Below are 17,525 nucleotides of genomic sequence, written 5' to 3' on the forward strand. Positions count from 1 at the left end.
GGGAGAGAAAGCCGGGCGAACGATAGAGGTGGAAGTATCCCTCTGCGGGTGCCGGCTTTCTTCCTACATCCCTAGAATGAAGGAGTTAAGATTGAATGAGAGGATTAAAGCAGACAATCACGGTTCTACTGGTGTTACTCCTTGCCTTCGGTTCTCCCGTCTCGGCACTGGCCGGTGAGATCGGCAAGAAGGACACAACGGTTCTGAGCAACAGTCTCGTGAAAGTAACGGTTAATAATGATACGGGCCGATTTGCCATCCGCACGGTGGAAGGGCAGCCGATCCGCAAGAAAGACCAGAATATTAACATGATGTTCAGGGGCGATGATCCAGAGACTTCATTTACGACCTTCCGCATTGACGGGACGGATTATATTTTCGGTAACCCTTATAAGTTCGGCGCAGATTTATTTTCCGAGATTACAATGCCCCGGATTGTCCAGAATACCGACGGAACCAAGCAGATTGAGACGGTATGGACGATTAAGGGCATCCAGATCAAGCAGATTATCAAGCTGTATATGAACACTTCCGATGTGATGAACGCCGGCAATGTGAATGTCAGCTATCTGGTTGTGAATAATACGAAATCCACCGTCGAGGTGGGCTCGCGTATTCTGCTGGACACCATGGTCGGCAGCAATGATGGTCCGGCCTTTCAAGTAGGTAAGGTCTACAAGACCCCTTTGCAAGTTGAGCGGAGGCTGGTGGATGCGGATAAGCTTCCTCCCGGCATCGGCGACGATGAGAAGGCGCTCTATACGCTGCCTGCCTATTGGGTTATGAAGGATAAGTATGACAGCACGGACCCGCTGGCGACCCATGCTGTGGCCTATGGCTTCAATAATTTTTCGGAGAACGACATCAATATTGTCGATGAAATGGTTGTGGGCCACTGGAGCAAAATGGCCAATACGAAGTGGGATTATGAGGTTAATCCGAACCTCGACTTCACGGCGGACACCAATGATTACGGGACAGCGGATTCGGCTGTTGCCTTGTACTGGAATCCTGATGCTATTGCGGCAGGTGCCGTACACAGCTATGAAACGGTATACGGGCTGGGAGAAATTGTGCAGCCGGACAAGGCGTTCTCCATCCGCTATATCGATCCTGTGAACCAGCTGGCGACACTGGAGGATGGCAGCGGATATGAGAATGATGGCGTCTTTGATATCACTGCCGAGGTGGAAAATCTGGAGGCATATGCCACGGAGCAATCCAGTATTAGCGTCAGTCTTCAGCTGGACAACGCACTTAAATTCGTTGATTTGGATACAGACGGGAAGATCAAACGGGATGCGAACGGAAAAATCATGACAAGGTCGGGCAACTCGCAGACTGCGATATTCCGCAAGGATGCCACACCGGAGGAGGCGGAGCAGGGGATCCAGCCGAAATTCAAGCCAGGTGAAACTGTAACAGCTTCCTTCAAGGTCATAGCTACCGGTAAAGCTTGGCCGACAACGCCGGAATATTTGCTGAACGTCAGTAGTCCCGAAACTGAGGCTAAGCTGGAAAACATCCAGGATGAGACGGTTAAGGCCCAGTATAAGTCGAGCAAGGCTAATTTTGTATTGTTGCCTCCTGTCGGCACGGCTACCTCGACCTATGTATACGCGATGTCTCCAGAGGAGGTGTACACCTCGGATGTGAAGTACATTACCCTCAATCTGTCCAACATCGAGGCGTACAATACCGGAAGCGCGGCGACAGACCCCAATTTCGACCTCTATTTCAGAGAAGTCGCTACAGGCAACCGCTACAAGGTACCGGTAAAAGAAGCGGTCATTCTGCAGCCTGCCAATGACGGCCAGGTGGGCGATATGCGGATTACCTACCGAACCGGTGATCTGGTCGATAAAGCTGGCAACATCCTAAAGGATGAAGACGGCCGGGAACGTAAGGATCTGGGGCCAAATCTGCCTTTGGGAGAATATCAGGTGGAGATTGACTACAAGGATTCGGGGGAAACCGGAGGTCTGTATGATCTGACCACCTCCCAACGGTTTGTGGTCAGCGACAACGAAGAGGCCCGGATCAAAAAGGCAAGCATTCTGGCAGTAGTCAAGAGAAGCTTCGACTTTACAACTCCGTATAACAGCAGCAACAAGAGCGAGCTGCAGGAGGCTTACGAAGAGGCGTTCCCGGGGTACACCTTCCCCGGCCAGGCTGGATATGCGGGAATGAAGACAGCCTATACTACCGCCATGAATGCGATGGTTCTCAGTGCCAAAGTAACGGACCCTGAATTCGGCGGAGAGTATCTCATGCAGGCGGAGGAGGTTCCCGCCTATCATCTGCAAGCTTTTGAGAGTGAAGATGAACTCGAGGAATACAAAGAGAGCCTGGCTGAAGAGGATAGCGGCACTGGCAGCGACGAGGAAGAAGAGCCCGGCGATGAGGTGCTGCTGGAGATTCGCGGGATGATTAACCAGATTGGCAGCGGCACTGACGCCGAGTACGTGGTGGACACCAAGAGTGAGCCGGCGATCATAAACAATGCTGTGGCCTATACCGGAAAGGACATGGTGTTCGCCAGTGGGAAGCTCGATGTGCTCAGTATTAAAAAGGCGATTAATACAGACGATACGCCATTGTTCGATACGTTAAGTGTAAAAGGTGAAGGCACGCTGAGCGTGGCGGGCAGCGGTTTTGTTTTCTTTGACGGCGAATGGACGCTTGATTTCTTCAACGGCTTCAGTAAATCACTGACGAAGCAGGAAGAGGAAGAAGACGGCGATGACGGTGAAGAAGAGCCGGATGAACAGGAGGAGCAAAAGAAGGAGGATCAGGGAGGCGGCGCGGAGGACAGTTCGCTTAACGGAGCACTAACCTGGGCTACCGGAGCTGTGGGTGAGCGCCTCAATCCGCTGCGTCAGCTGATGATTCCGGATGTTTATTTCAACCAGCGCAGCCTGTTCGCGGCACCAAGCTTCTCGGTTAACGGCTTCGGATTGAAGTTTAACGATTATATTCTCCGTCCGGGTGGCATCTCGTTCGGAGGTAACGTCAATATGAAGATTGTTGAGTCGGAGATTAACAATGTGATTTTTAATGACAAAGGCTTTGTCGGCATTGACGCCAAGCTCAAATTCGATCTGAACGAGAGTATTGGATTGATCTCCAAATCGAAGGAGGGCGACGAGGAGGACGGCGGCAAACCGTCGGGTGAAATCTCAATTGTCCATTATGTGCAGGAAGTAGAGGATGTGTCCAATACCTATGGCCTGAAGTTCGATGCAACCGTGAGCAGCGTGGGTGTAGGAGTGGAGCTTGCCTTCAAGCAGGTTGCGGACAAGCGTATCTTGCCGGATGCCATCGGCTTTAAAGCCGAGCTGGGCGATCCGGGCGTACTGATTACCGGCGCTACCTATCTGACCGGCATCCGCGGCGCGATCCGCGAACTGGCAGATACGATTGCCGGAGAGGGCGATGTGCCGCTGACACTGGAGGCCGGTGCAGACATCACCTTCGGTGTCCAGCCGGCAACCTTCTACGGCAGCATTGATATGACGCTGAAGAAATCGGGAATTAAGCTGGTGGGAAAAATGGATTATAGCCCGTCTCCTGAATCCGATAAACTGACCATGCTGACTGAAGCCAAGATTGCCGCCCAATGGATGACGCCATGGTTCGTCAGCGCCTCGGCAACAGTGGACGTTCTGGGCTGGGATGTCATTATCGGCAAGGCGTCCTTGTTCGTCGGCCAGAATCTGATCAAGAACCGGATTGATTTTGAAGGCTTCCTGAGCGCAAAGCTCCAGGTCCCTTCTGATGTGCCGATGGTTGGCGGAATGCCGCTGGCAGGTGTATCACTGGGGGTCAACAATGACAAGATGTGGGGCAGCTTCGCTATTTTGTTCATCAGTCTGGGTGTGACCTATTATTTCGACGGTGATATTGAATTTGGCACCTCAGGTGAGAAGCTTCCGGATGGACTGCTGTATCTGCAGGTTCAGGATCCGGAAACCGGGCCTAAGCTGGTCGTGTTCGGCCAGGGTGCAGAAGCGGTGGCCACTTCATGGGTCACGAAGGAAGATGTGCAACATGAAATTGAATATCACAGTGTTGCGGACGGTGTGAGCCTCATGGACAATGGATCGCTGGATGTGGGCATCGGCGGCATCAAGGTTTCTGAAGAAGGCAAGCTTCATGAAATCCCGATGTCGAAGGTAACCGGGAATGCGATCCTGGAAGTGCAGTATTACGGCAATTCTGTGCCGCAGCTTGCACTAATGGACAACAACAACCGCGAGTACAAAGTTGTATACGATGAGCGCAAAGTCAATGATCCGAGTGCCAATGCCTTTACCCAGGTCATTGCCGGGCAGAACGAAACGATCCGCAAGGCGTATATTGCCATACCGTCCAGCCGGGCCGGCAGCGGGACCTGGAAGCTGCGCGCGGATCAGACGGTGGACACACGGTTGTTCAACATTCCTGAGGTGTCCAAGCTGGATGAGGTCAGATTGGATCAGGACAGTGGGAACGCGAACGCCTTCACAGCCTCCTGGAACGTGTCCAATGCCAAGTCTGACGATACGGTCAGCCTATATTTGACCAAAGATCCGGTACTGCCGGCTGCTTCCGCTGACGGAGCGGTTCAGGCGCCAGGAGATGCAGGCGTACTGATTGCCAAGGATCTGAAAGTAGACCAGGGCGGCAGCGTATCCGGCAGTCTCACTTCCGGCAGCGTCTTGATCGATGCTACCCAGGTATCCCTGCTTGGAGCAACGGAGGACATCCGGGGCCTGATGGCCCAGGGTGACTATTATCTGCGCGCGGAGCTGAAATCGTCCACGAGCTTCGGGACGAAGACGAGCGCAAACAAGTTCACGCTGGTTGACCCTCTGGCTCCGGCGGAGGTAAGCGACGTAGCGGTGAAGCCTGCGGGCAACGGATATTTTGAGCTGTCCTTCAAACCGGAGGAGAAAAAAACAGCTCAGACCAGCTATGAGCATAGCTACAGCATAGAAGTGCTTCAGCAGGCGAACGGAAAGCTTGCGGAGTACGAGAATTTCAGCTCACTGCAGTTCACTGAGGAGGAATTACAGCCATACTTGAATAAACAAAGCGGCAAATATGAAGGCATCCGGCTTGGCGGCTGGACACCAGCCTCTACTTCGAGCCAGGTGGATCATTCCAGTCTAGAAGGCAAGGCGTTTGCTGGTGATACGCTGAGCTACAAGGGGCTGAAGGTTGGGGAGAAATACGTCGTGGGCGTATCCTCGGCAGTGAAGCCCGATAAGGCTGCGGACAAAAATGAGAATTGGCATTTCGCCAAGCGGGTGGATACGGCTAGCACGCTCCTGCCGGTTCCGGCGAAGCCTGCTTTGTCCATTCAGGGTACAGATTCAACCCATGTAGGAAAGGCAACCGCCGCTTATGCAGAGGTGCTGAGCAGCAGCGCTGCGAAGCAGAGTATTCGCGTTGTTTCCAATCAGCGCAATGTGGAGGTCGAGGCGATTTATGACGGCAAGTCACTGGGCCAAACAGAGCTTACAGACGGCTCGGACGGAAGCAGCGGGACGCTGAATTTCACTTCTTTTACAACAGACGGTACTTATGCGGTTGAGCTGCGAACAAGAAACAAAACAACCGGAGATTTCACAATTACAATGCTATATCTGACCGTGGACATAATAAATCCGGTTCTCTATATTGATTCTCCGCTTCCAGGGGCCAGGACTTCGGGAGGCAAGATTAAGGTATCCGGACGGACGAGTAACGATGCTGTGCTGAAAGTGAACGGTCAGCCGGTAACCGTTGGCACAAATGGTCACTTTGACGGTGAAGTCACTGCGGCCGGTACGGAGCCCACGCTGAATTTGACGTTTGAGGCTGTAGACCATGTTGGCAACACCAACAGTGCCTCGGTTGTACTGACCAATGGAGGGTATCAGCTGCCGGTTGGCCTGGTGCTGCGAACAGTGGGTACCCTTGGCGTTAAGGATGAACGGCAGCTGGAAGCCTTCCTGCGGATCCCCGATGGCAAGGATGCCAGCGGCAAAGCCAAGTACAAGGAAGTGCCGGTTGCCGAGAGCGACTTGGCCAAGCTGACTTATTCCTTGTACACAGGAGATGCTGCCGAGGTCTCCGAGGACGGTAAGGTCAAGGGAGTGGCTGAAGGCGCATCAATCGTGTCTGCAGAATACAAACTGTCGGAAAACGCTTCGCTTCAGGGAATGACTGTTGTGAACGTAGTTACCGACATCAAGGCGTATACCTCTGCAGTTTCCGGCAATGGGGCAGCAACGAAGATCAATGTATTGTCAGCAGGAGACCTGAACGACGCTAAGCTGGTCTACAAGATATACCCTGTAGGCGACAGCGTTACAACAGTTCCGCGCTACAAGGATGATGTAAGCGGCTGGAAGGTTCTTCCGGCTGACGGTATTCTTCCGGCCGCCAGTGGCGACCGGATAGCAGTAGCTAAGCGTCCTGACGGCGGCAAGCAGGCGCTGGCGGTATCGGCGCTCATGCCGGCGGTGCTGTGGAGTGACAGCGGAAGCGGCACAGGCGGTGGCAACACAGGTGGCAGCAGCACTGGTGGCGGTACGGGCGGCGGTGCCGGCGGTGCGGGTGCAGGCAGTGCAGGAACCGGCAAAGATTCCGGCGTTCTTGTCGGCGGCAACGCAGTTCTGGCAGAAATGCAGAATGGCCGTCTGGCGGCCAGAATCACCGGCGCCGGAGCGGTGGGCGACACCTCTTCCAAGATCTTGCTGATCGAAGGCAAGGATGCGGTCGTGAGCGGATATGAATTCGCCATTGACCGTAAGGTGTTGTCGCAGGCAGCGGGTCTAAGCCAAAGGATTCACATTGTACTGCCTTATGCGGAGCTGACTTTCCCTGCCGGTGCAGCAACAGCAACAGGAGAGGATCTGAAAATCAGCATCGACAAGAACAGCAGTAGCCGGAAGTCAGAGCTCGCACAAATAGCAAAGACACTTGGCGCTACGCTGCTGGGCGATGGAGATGGAGTTACTTTTGATGTACAGGAAGCAGGCATTTACAAGAACCGTTCAGTCACGGCGAAGGTGGCTGTGCCAGATACAATTGCCGCAAGAGATATTACAGCGGTTGTGCTGAAGGACAGTAGAGGCAGCTGGACTACGGTACCATGGTCGCTGGATGTTGTCAGCAACAAGGCATATGTCGATCTGAATTTGACAGGCAACGGAACCATTGGTTTTATCAGCAAGAAACCGGCATTCACCGATGTGAATGATACCCATTGGGCCAAGACAACGATACTGGAGGCGGCGGCCAAGCTGTACATGCAAGGCCGTTCCGATAAGAAGTTCGAGCCGAACAACCGCATTACCCGGGCCGAGTACCCGGCAGTGCTGCTCCGGGTTCTGGGGCTGATGAATCAGCAGGAGCAGGTGTCCTTCTCTGATGTGAAGACGGACAGCTGGTACAGCCGCACATTGTCCATTGCCGTCAAGAACGGATTAGCCACCGGCTACAAGGACGGCACATTCCGTCCGAATGAGGAAATTACCCGTTTGTCAGCGATGGTAATGGCAGGACGGGCGGTGAAGCTGCTGGGAGTGGACAAACAGGTCACAAAATCGGAAGCCGACGCCATCCTGGCGAAGTTCAAGGATGCAGAAGCAATCCCGGATTGGGCGAGGGAGGCGGTTGTCCTGTGTATCATGCAGAAGCTGATCTCGGGGCAGGATGGATACCTTCTCCCTGAGGGTGTACTCACCCGTGCACAGGCTGCAGCCCTTGCGATCCGCCTTGGTGATCTAGAACCGGTGGGCACTCCGTAAGTAGCGAGGAAGTGGAAATTCATTTCATAATGTGGAAGGTGACCTATGGTATTCTCAAATAAATGGATCAAGCTGTTATGCTGCGCATTGCTGCTGGTTCCGCTGCAGCCCGGCGCTAAATCGGCGGACGCCAGCGGCGGAAGCTGGGGGGATCACGCGGATACCAGCTGGTATTCAAGCGACTATTCTACCTATATTATTGATTCGGCGGCCAAGCTTGCGGGTGTCGCTAAGCTTGTGAACGACGGCATTACTGATTTCGGCGGCACAACGCTTCAAATTGCTGCCACGGGTCCGTTGTCGCTGGCAGAATATAACTGGATGCCGATTGGCAATGCGGAGCATCCGTTTCGCGGAACTCTCGTGGGTCAGGCCGGGCTTAGCCCGGAGCTGACCGGTATGACGGTTACTGATAGCGTATATGGGGGGCTGATCGGCCGCATGAGCGGGGCCACAGTTGGCCGGTTCTCCCTGTCCGGCAGTATTGACACCGTTGTATCCGGTGACGCATCTGTGGGCGGAATTGCCGGTTACATGGATGAAGACAGCACCATCCTGGATGTGAACAGTGATGTATCCGTTCAGGTTAGAGGAACGGTGACAGGCAATGTGTATGCCGGCGGGATCGTTGGCAGCGGATCAGGGCTGCTGTCGGCAGTGGCAAACCATGGCAGCATTTCGCTTATCGGTGCAAATTGGGGGATGGCTGGAGGTATTGCAGGCTCCACTAATAGTGTTCTGACACTGAAGAAGAGTGACAATACCGGACCGGTGAGCGTATCCGGCAGTGTCTACATGGCAGACGCAGGCGGCATTATCGGTCTGGTGTCCGCCCCACTGTTCATGGCAGAGGAAGATACTTTCATGAAGAACAGCGGCCAGATCACGCTCGCGGACGCCGGGAGCGGGTCTGCAGGCGGGATTATGGGCAGGGTGACAGCGGATAGCAGCGTCACCATTTCGCTTCAGACCTCGAACACTGGGGAGATTCGAGCGGATTCCGGAGCTGCGGCTGGGGCAGGCAGTACTGGTATCGCTGCGGGGGGACTGGTCGGTGCGTATGAGAACACCGGAGGGCTGAAAGTTTCTATCCCATTCGTGCAGACCGCACCGGCCATCGTCAACAAGGCGGGCGGACGAGCTTATACCGGCAGTATTGTCGGCCGCGTAGCCGGTGACTTCACCTGGGGACAGAGCGTTGTCAACAGCTCGTCTCTGACTGCCGGAGGTTCGTCCGAGGTCTACACTGGCGGGATCGCCGGCAAGGTAGAGGGAACAGCCTCCTTCGTGGCATCGGCTTGGAATCAGGCCACAATCCAGGTGGCAGCTTCCGGTACTGGAGTATACACCGGTGGATTAGTAGGCTTCGCAGGCGACCAGCTGCAATTTCACAGCACTGGAGCTGAAGCATATGGTAACAGCGGAAGTATTGCTGTAACCGGAACGGCATCGGATGTGAATACCGGGGGGATTATCTCCAACCGGAACTATAGTATGGCAGCTGCCAATGTATCCAGTAAAGGGGATATTGAGGTTACGGGGGGAGAAAGACTCTACAGCGGCGGATATGTAGGGAAGATGACCAATGGGGAACCCGGAATAATTAGCGAATCCTACAACGGCCATATTTCCGTGTCCTCTATAGCATCCGGTACTGATAATCAGGTGTATACCGGCGGAATTGTTGGATACTACGGGCTGGGCGGCGTCATCACTGCTCCTGTCTTCACTGGAAGGATTAAGGTTGCCGGGGGAGCAGGCGTTCATACCGGCGGTGTAGCCGGCTATATGACGGGAGGCGGCACCATTGCCGGCGCGGTCATCGGCGGAACGGCCGGGTCACCGGCTGTGATTCATTCCAGCGGTAATGCCGGGGGTGTTGCCGGTTACGCAAACGGTGTGATACGTTCTTCCACCGTAAAGAATACTGAGATTGCTGCTTCAGGGTCCGGCGGTTCAGCAGGTGGTATCGCTGGTACAGCCAGCGGACAAATTGCGGACGTGGCGGTAGGGGAAGCGGATGCCAACGGCAGCTACACTGTGAAGATTACCACCGCTGCCGCCGATTCGGCAGCGGGCGGTGTAGTAGGACGGGATGCCGGGACACTGGTGCTTGGAACAGCCAGAATTAACCGTATCACTCTGTCCGCAGAAGATTTGGCGGCTCGCTCCTCCCTTGGGGGGCTGGCAGGTAAACTTTCGCTGGGAACCACGGTAAGTGTGGCCGGAAAGACTTTTAATGTGCGGAGTATAAAGATGAGCTCCGCAGCGGCCGGCAGTGCCTTAGGGGGAGTTATTGGTGACAACAGCCTGGATCTTAATGCGGACATTTTGCAGAACGTATCCGATATTTCGATTGATGCCCAGGGTGACCATTCAGATCTGGGTGGTATTGCGGGCAGAAACAGCGGCCAGCTGACTAAGCTGACTGCAATGGACGTGAGCATCAAGTCGGCTGGGGCTGCCAATCAGCTCGGCGGGATTGCAGGATGGTCCACAGGTGCGGTCATCAGCCCGGTCGTTATTCCAGGGGACGGGGAGCTGCAGCTCGCCATAGAAGGTTCGGATAGTACAGTCGGCGGTGTAGCCGGAAGCCTCAGCGGAGGAGCTGCGGTCAGCGGCAACGGGACAGACCGAAATGTGGCCGGACTAAGCATCACCGCTGCAGCATCTGCCAGTAAAGCGCGGATCGGTGGTATCGCGGGTGATAGTATGTCCTCTGCAATCAGAAATATGATTGTGGAGAGTCCGGTATTGAATGTGGCCGGTGCGGACAGCATGATCGGTGGGCTGGTCGGCCGGATTACCGGTGCAGACATAGAGCAGTCAGTGGTCCGGGGGATTCTTCCCGATTATGCCATACTGAATGTGTCCGGCAGTGGCGTCCAGGCGGGCGGTGTGGCCGGACGGGCCGAAGATGCGGTGCTCACAGGAGGCGGAGCATCGGCTCCAGCCGCAGAGACTCTGCTGCTGACCGGGACGGAATCAGCGTCCGGTCTGTATGCCGGCGGTATCGTAGGCTATAACACAGACAGCGCGATCAAGCAGGTGTCCGGTTCCACGATCAAGCTTTCATTGAAAGGAACAGGGACCATCGCCGGCGGCATAACCGGCTATAACCGGGGCGTGGCTGGCTATGGTCTGCCCGCTGCCTCCAGAGTGATGGAGGACAATGTGATGAATGCTATGACCCTTGTCCTGTCCGCTTCGGCGGCTTCCTCGACTGCAGGAGGTCTGATCGGACTGAATGATGCCAGAAGTGACGAGGATTCAGGGAAGCCAGTCTCTTCATCGATAAGCTCCATTCAGCGCAGTAAAATGACCGGAAGCCTCACGGTCCATGGACCTTCTTCGGTTACCGGCGGCTTGGTTGGCGAGAACCGGAGTGTTGTTGACAAGAACAGCATCAGCAACCTCCTTCCTGTTGTCTCTGACGGGGACAACGGAGTCGTTGGTGGTCTAGTTGGCAGAAACACGGGTACGGTCTATTTCATGTCCTCCAATGCAGTTCTGTCCGCAGGAGGTAAGTCTACTGTTATCGGGGGGCTGGCGGGAGTCAACACGGGCCGGGTCGGGTCGTCCTATAACGAGACGGATCTGAAGAGCAGCCTGTCCGGCACGGCAGACAACTACGCTCTGCTGGGCGGTTTGATTGGCAGGAACAGCGGTAGTATTGATAAAAGCTTCACGATGTCCAAAGTGACGGCGAGCGGTGCCTATACGTATGTTGGCGGACTCATCGGCGAGCATTCCGGTTCTGTGATCAATTCGTACACAGGCAAGGATGTCTCTGCCAGCGGCAAAGGCTCATACAGCGGCGGCCTGATCGGACGGATGACCGAGGGCACGGTAGCCAGCAGTTACTCCGCCGGGAGGATTACCGGAGACAAAGGTGCGTATGCCGGAGGTTTTGCTGGATATTACGCCAGTACTAACAAGAAGCTCATTGACGATACGTATTACGTTAAGGATGAGAGTCTGTCCATCAACAGCGGAGTTCTGGATTTTGGCGGGGGAACTTATAATGAATTGAACAATTATGCCCGTCTGAGTCCTGTTCTGTCCTCCACACTGGCCGATAGTAAAGCTTTTACAGCCTTATCCGGCTGGACCTTCGGCAGTTCACCCTGGCGGTATGGCTCAGCCGGTGCGAAGTATACATACCCGGAGCTGAACCTGAGCGCTGATGACGGTAATGCAGGCAGCAATCCACCTAACCTGAATTTGGACTGGTATACACAAAATCCGCAAGCGCTGCGCTTTACCATCAAAACAGAGGATGAGCTGGCAGGACTTGCGGCAATTGTAAACGGTACAGCGGCAGAGGTCGAACCGTTCAATTTCATCGGAAGAACGGTCGATGTGGCGGGGCCGATCAGTATCAGAGCTTCGAGCTGGACTCCTATTGGGAAGGATAACAGCCATTCTTTTGAAGGCACGTTTAACGGCAATCATCACTTAATCGGAGATTTCAGAGTAATTGAAGGGGAATATGCAGGTTTATTCGGAGTGATCGGAAGCAATGCGGTTGTCCGCCAAGTTTCTGTAGCGCCTCTTTCCTTAACCGGCAGCAGCTACGCCGGAGCCCTGGCGGGATTGAACCTGGGTAAGGTTGAGCAGGTGGAGGGAAGCTTGTCAGGTGGGGCCAAGGTGGCCGGAGGGACAGCAGCCGGAGGTCTGATTGGCCAGAATAATGGCGAGATCACTGCCTTGGCGATGACTCTAGGTGAAGGAAGCAAGGTGTCCAGTACGGACGACGGGGCTTCCGTGGGTGGCCTAATCGGCAACAGCCGCTCGGGCCTCAACCAAGGCAGCCTGAGCTTGAGAGCCGGAAGAATTGAAGCGACAGGCAGTAATGCCGCAGCAGGCGGTGCGGCTGGAAGAGTGAACGGCGAACTTACCGCCATCTCCGTTACCTTGCTGGATGGAGGGGTAATTGTCGCGGAAAGTCTGGATAGTGTAGCTGGTGGTGTGGCCGGTGTGGCAGAATCCGGAACATCCGACGGCCTGACTGTCAGTTTGACTGGCGGAGGCATACAGGCCCTTGCCCCGGGTTCCATGGCCGGTGGGATATTTGGCCATTCGGCAGCAGGCCAGGTGATCCGCAATGCCAAGGTACAGGGAGATCACTCTCCCGGGGCTAATGTCTCAGCCAGTGTGGCAGCCGGAGGCATTGCAGGCGATAAAGCAGGTGCTGGCAGCAATACGTTTGATATCGAGTCGGTTCAGGTTCGGGACATAACGGTTGTTTCTGCGGGAGAAGGCGGAATTGTGGGCGGGATCGCCGGCAAGCTTGCGGATGCCGCATTGAAGGATAATGTATTCAGCGGAGCCCTCCGGGCAACGGGCAACAGTGCTACAGCCGGCGGGATCGTCGGGCAGGCCAAGGACTCCATTCTATACAAGCTGGAATCTTCACCGCAGATTACAGTGAACGCGTCCTCGGGTATAGTTGCAGCCGGCGGCATTGCCGGAATTCTGGAATCCTCGAAGAGAGACACTCCGCTGGACTTTGGGCTGCTGGTCTCGTTATATCCGGGGGTATATGAAGCGAAGCTTCCTGCGGGTTTGATCTCTATCCACACGTCCGGTCAGGCAGCAGAGCTGTATGCCGGCGGTATTGCCGGGAAGCTGGACTCCGTCTCCGTGTTCAATTCCTCCTCCTCGGTCTCCTTAGACCTGAGTGGAGGGAAGACAGCGACAGCCGGCGGCGCGGTCGGCTATGCCGAAGACACCCGGATGGCTGGAATTGACAGCACAAGTCCGATTCAGGCTGACAGCAGCACGAATTACAATGTGGGCGGTCTGGCGGGGAAGGTGTCCGGAGGCAGCATCGCCTACTCCAAGGCTCAAGCAGCCGATAACATGCCGATTGTTGTTGGAGAGAGCATCGCGGCAGCCAGAACGGAAGCCTATGCACATATCGGCGGGTTCGTAGGTCAGGCGGACGGTGCAGACATCCTTTCCTCCTCGGCTACCCAAGGAATCTTGATGAACAGCACGTATCCGTATTCCACCGTCTATGCTGGCGGATTCGCCGGTCTCTTGGGAGAAGACAAGAGCGGCGTCATTTCCGTAGCATCTGCTACGGGTGAGATTACGGTTCGCGGGGCGGCGGGGGTCTATGCAGGTGGCTTTGCCGGTACTGTCAATCAGTATCGTATTGGGCAGGCCTACGCCTCAGGGAATATATCGAGCACAGCCTTTGATGCCAGAGGCGGCGGGTTCGCCGGAGTTATTAACCACGGAAGTACGATTGAAGATGCCTATGCGGCTCAGGTAAAGGTCAGCGTTACCGGAAGTAACGGGGCAACCCGTTCGTATGCAGGTGGCTTTGCCGGTTACAATGATGGCAGCCTGTCACGGGTTTATGAAGATGTATCTGAGGTTTTAGCCGTGGCAGGCGGCTCTAATTCCTATATGGGTGCTTTTATCGGCTATAACTTCCGGAATGGTCTGATCGAGGACTCTTATTATGAGGGAAGTCTGGCTCCGATCAAACATGATACAAGCAGTGGAGTGCAGAGTGGGAATCTGCAGTTGTTATCTTTGGACGGTTACAACCAGCCGGAGGGCTGGAATTTCTCGGGAATTAACCCGGTATGGGGCTTTTCTGATGCAAAACAGTCTTATGCGCCTATACTTGTAGGGCTATCCAACTGGCGGTTCACACCTGATCTGAATGTGATTACGGGTGCAAGCAAGAATCAGACTTCGTATTCGGCAGGCACCGCCGAAGAACTGGCGGCACTTTCGCTTTTGTATGATGATGGCGCTTCTGTCTATGCTTTGTTTGATCCGGCAGCCGCTGCACCGCTCTCAATCAAGAGTATCTCACTGACTGGAGATATTTCTCTGTCCGGTAAGCTGTGGCTCCCTATGGCGGAATTTAGAGGTGTGCTGGACGGCAAACTTCATACCATTTCAGGATTGAATAATCATTCAAGTGAGTTTAACCACTTTAGCTTGATTGCCCATAATTTCGGGGTCATTGCTAATGTGAAGCTGGAGGATGCGGTTGTAGGCGTAGGACCTTACACCGGCGTGGTTGCCACAGTAAATCATCCGGACGGGATGATCAAGAATGTGACTGTAAGTGGCGGCAGGGTGTCGGGCACGTCAGCTGGAGGAGTTGCCGGTGACAATCAGGGGATGCTAAGCGGCATTATTGCTGAGAATCTCACGGTGGCGGGCGAAGAGTATGCCGGCGGGGCAACAGGGCTCAATACTGGACAATTGGAAGGTATCTCTGTAAAAGGCTTGACCGTCAGCTCTCCAGCTGTGGCGGGCGGCATCACCGGTCTCAATGAGGGAAGCATAGAGACCTCGTATTCTAGAGCCACTATCAAGGCCTTCGGCCAAGACGGAAGCAGTACAGCCGGCGGGATTGCCGGACAGAACGGAGATGACGGCCGGATTCATGGGAGCTTCTCGTTCTCTGACATCGTTGTAAGTGCCAAGGATTCAAGTGCAGGAGGCATCGCCGGAACAACCAGAGGGATGATTGCCGACAGCTACAATACTGGAACGGTGGAATCAAAAGGTCAGGCCACTGCCCGCGCGGGCGGCATCGCCGGGGAGGCAGCAGCGGGGATAATCTCTAACGCTGTGAATGGAGGGCAGATCGCTTCCAGCATCAACGGCAAACTGGTCAAGGGCGGAACGTTTGCCGGTGGCATTGCCGGACAGGCTGCTAAGACAGTAGTTCTCAGCCACAACTTCTATGATGCACAGATGCTCCAGTATCCGGTAGCTTATTACACCGCAGAGGGAATCAAGACCATCGGTGTTGTGGGACAAGCAGAAGGATTAAGCACCGCACGGCTGACTGGCGGTATGCTGCCTGACGGATTGGAACCTTCCATCTGGAAGACGGTCCAAGGCTTCTATCCACAGTTGGCGGCGTTCTCGGGTGGAGTGGACAGCGATTTGTCCACCGTGGCGGTTGTATTAAAGGAAGGAGATACTGCATATAAGGTAAGGGGGAAATATACGACCACTCCTGACGCAGCGATCCACTGGACGGCTCAGGATGAATCCGGATCGGGTCCGATTTATCTGACCGCATCTAAGAGCGGGATCAGCAGGCTGATCGTCGTTAACAAAACGCCGCTGGCCTACGGAGAAACTGCTGTTGCACCAACAAGCTCTACGGCTCTTCAGTTCAAAGACAAGACCGAGGTGATCCTGATAACAGCTGAGGCGGAAGGCCGGGTTCATTATACTATGGATGGTTCAACACCTTCCGAATCTTCACCGTTGTATGCGAAGCCCATCCCGTTAAGTGCTTCTGCCGTAGTCAAGGCAATAACGGTGGCGGAAGGCAAGAATGACAGTGCACTGCTCATTGCAGAATTCAAGAAGATTACGGACATGGACAATGGCGGTGGCAACGGTGACGGCGGTGGGGGCAACTCCGGGAATGGCGGCGGCAGTTCCGGCGGTGGCACTGGTGGTGCAAGCTCCGGAAGCGGGAGCAGCGGCACCGGGTTTGACATCCTGGTGAACGGCAAAGCCGCGGCAGTGGCTGAGGCCAAGAGCACAACCGCAAACGGTAGAACCACAACCACTATTACTGTCGATGAGGCCGCTCTGATCAAATTACTGCAGGGTGCAGCCGGTCCGGCCGACGTAACCATTGTCTTCAGCGGGAAAACCGATGTGAACCGGGCGGAGCTGAGCGTAACGCTGGTCAAGCTGATGGCGGAGCACCAGGCGGTGATCCGGCTGGATACCGGGACGGTTGCCTTCCGTATTCCCGCCGCGCTTCTAGCTGTTTCGGCAGCGGATCAGGAGGTAGTGAGTCTTGAGTTTTCATCGCCCGATGAGCAGGAGACGAAGCGGTTGGAGCAAGCCGCAGCATCCGGTTCATATACCTTCCTTGCAAAGCCTATTGATTTCCGGGCTATGTATGGAAGAGGAGAACAGCTGAAGGAGATCGGAATGTTCGACGCTTTTGTGGAGCGGACGATGGCTTTGCCTAAGTCAGCGGCTGCCTCGAACGCCATTGGAGTGAGCATTGCTTCGGACGGAAGCATCAGTCCGCTGCCTACCCGGATTACAGAAGGTGACCAGAGTCTGACCGCTGTGATCAAAAACTTATCTGCAAGTGGTCTGTATGCTGTGATTTCTGCTAAGGCCGGGACTTCTTTCCGTGATGTTCAGTCACATTGGGCACGGGAAGCTATTACTAACCTGACCCGCCGGTTGATTGTGGGAGGGACAGGAGGCGGAAGCTTTGAACCGGAGCGCAGTATAACCCGGGCAGAATTTTCGGCCATCCTCGTGAAAGCACTGGGTCTCGGCGGATATGCGGCTGCAGACAGCAGTACATTCAGTGATGTGAGCGCGGGAGCCTGGTATGCTTCTTATGTAAAGACTGCTGCTGAGTATGGTCTCGTATCCGGTTATCCGGATGGCAGCTTTGGGGCACAGGAATCCATCAGCCGCCAGCAGATGATGACGGTCCTCTCCAGAGCCATGAAGCTGACGGGCTTGCAGACAGAGGTCAGTCAGGCACGCAAGGAAGAGCTGCTGAAGCCCTTTGCCGATGCCGGCAGTGTTGCTGGTTATGCCAAGAGCGGTTTTGCCGCAGGTATCGAAGCAGGACTGGTATCTGGAAGAAGCAGCACAAAGCTAGCTCCCTCCGATCTGACTACCAGAGCTGAAGCAGTAACTGTTATAGAGAAGCTGCTTAAGCTGGCTGGACTCATCTGATGAACGGTAATACGCATGCAGCAGAGG

2 protein-coding genes are annotated in these 17,525 nt (G+C 54.9%); both read left to right on the top strand.

The window, feature by feature from the left end:
- Positions 1-95 precede the first annotated feature (95 nt).
- The gene (locus tag A3849_RS29325; protein WP_074114604.1) at positions 96-7,781 is read left to right on the top strand and encodes an S-layer homology domain-containing protein; all 7,686 of its coding nucleotides are present in this window, start codon (positions 96-98) and stop codon (positions 7,779-7,781) included.
- A 45-nt stretch (positions 7,782-7,826) separates the two neighbouring features.
- Positions 7,827-17,498: an S-layer homology domain-containing protein gene (locus A3849_RS29330; RefSeq protein ID WP_074114605.1), complete on the top strand. Its 9,672-nt coding sequence runs from the start codon at positions 7,827-7,829 to the stop codon at positions 17,496-17,498.
- Positions 17,499-17,525 lie beyond the last annotated feature (27 nt).

Origin of the sequence: Paenibacillus sp. P46E, from assembly GCF_001909095.1 — a bacterium.
GTDB classification, from domain to species: domain Bacteria; phylum Bacillota; class Bacilli; order Paenibacillales; family Paenibacillaceae; genus Paenibacillus_AQ; species Paenibacillus_AQ helianthi.